This window comes from Desulfobulbus alkaliphilus (assembly GCF_016918545.1).
GTDB classification, from domain to species: domain Bacteria; phylum Desulfobacterota; class Desulfobulbia; order Desulfobulbales; family Desulfobulbaceae; genus Desulfobulbus; species Desulfobulbus alkaliphilus.
This window is the reverse complement of the sequence record NZ_JAFFQC010000456.1, coordinates 1-380: the sequence shown is the minus strand read 5'-3', so window position 1 is coordinate 380 and position 380 is coordinate 1. Positions and strand designations below refer to the sequence as shown.

General features: G+C 78.4%; 1 protein-coding gene. It reads right to left on the bottom strand.

Annotated features, from left to right (window positions below; translation table 11 throughout):
* Positions 1-380: hypothetical protein (locus JWG43_RS19390; protein WP_205244520.1), on the bottom strand; the 380-nt coding region annotated here is incomplete at both ends.

The following is a 380-nucleotide window of genomic DNA, read 5'->3' as shown; positions in this document are numbered from 1 at the left end:
GACCGGGGACGGTGGTCGTCGGCGGGCCGGACGAGGGACGCGCGCACGACGAGCGGGTTCACCCGGTCCGGCAGCGCCGGGTGGAGCCGGCTGTGCAGGGCGCCGGCCGCGCGGACCATCTCGACGAGCTGGCGGTCGACCTCGTCGACCACCAGCGTCCAGCCCTCGGCCGTGGCCGCGGACCGCAGCGCCTCGAGCACCTCGGGCTCGACCTCACCGTCGTCTCCCGGACGCACGAGCAGCCCGGCGCCGGCGTACGCGGTGGGTTCGAGGTCCTGGCCGTCGAACCGGGGCGCGGTGCCGGGGTCGAGGAACCGCGCGCCCCGCGGGTCCAGGTGGTCCCGGCGCGGTCCGTGCCGCCGGGGGGTCCGCGTCAGTGG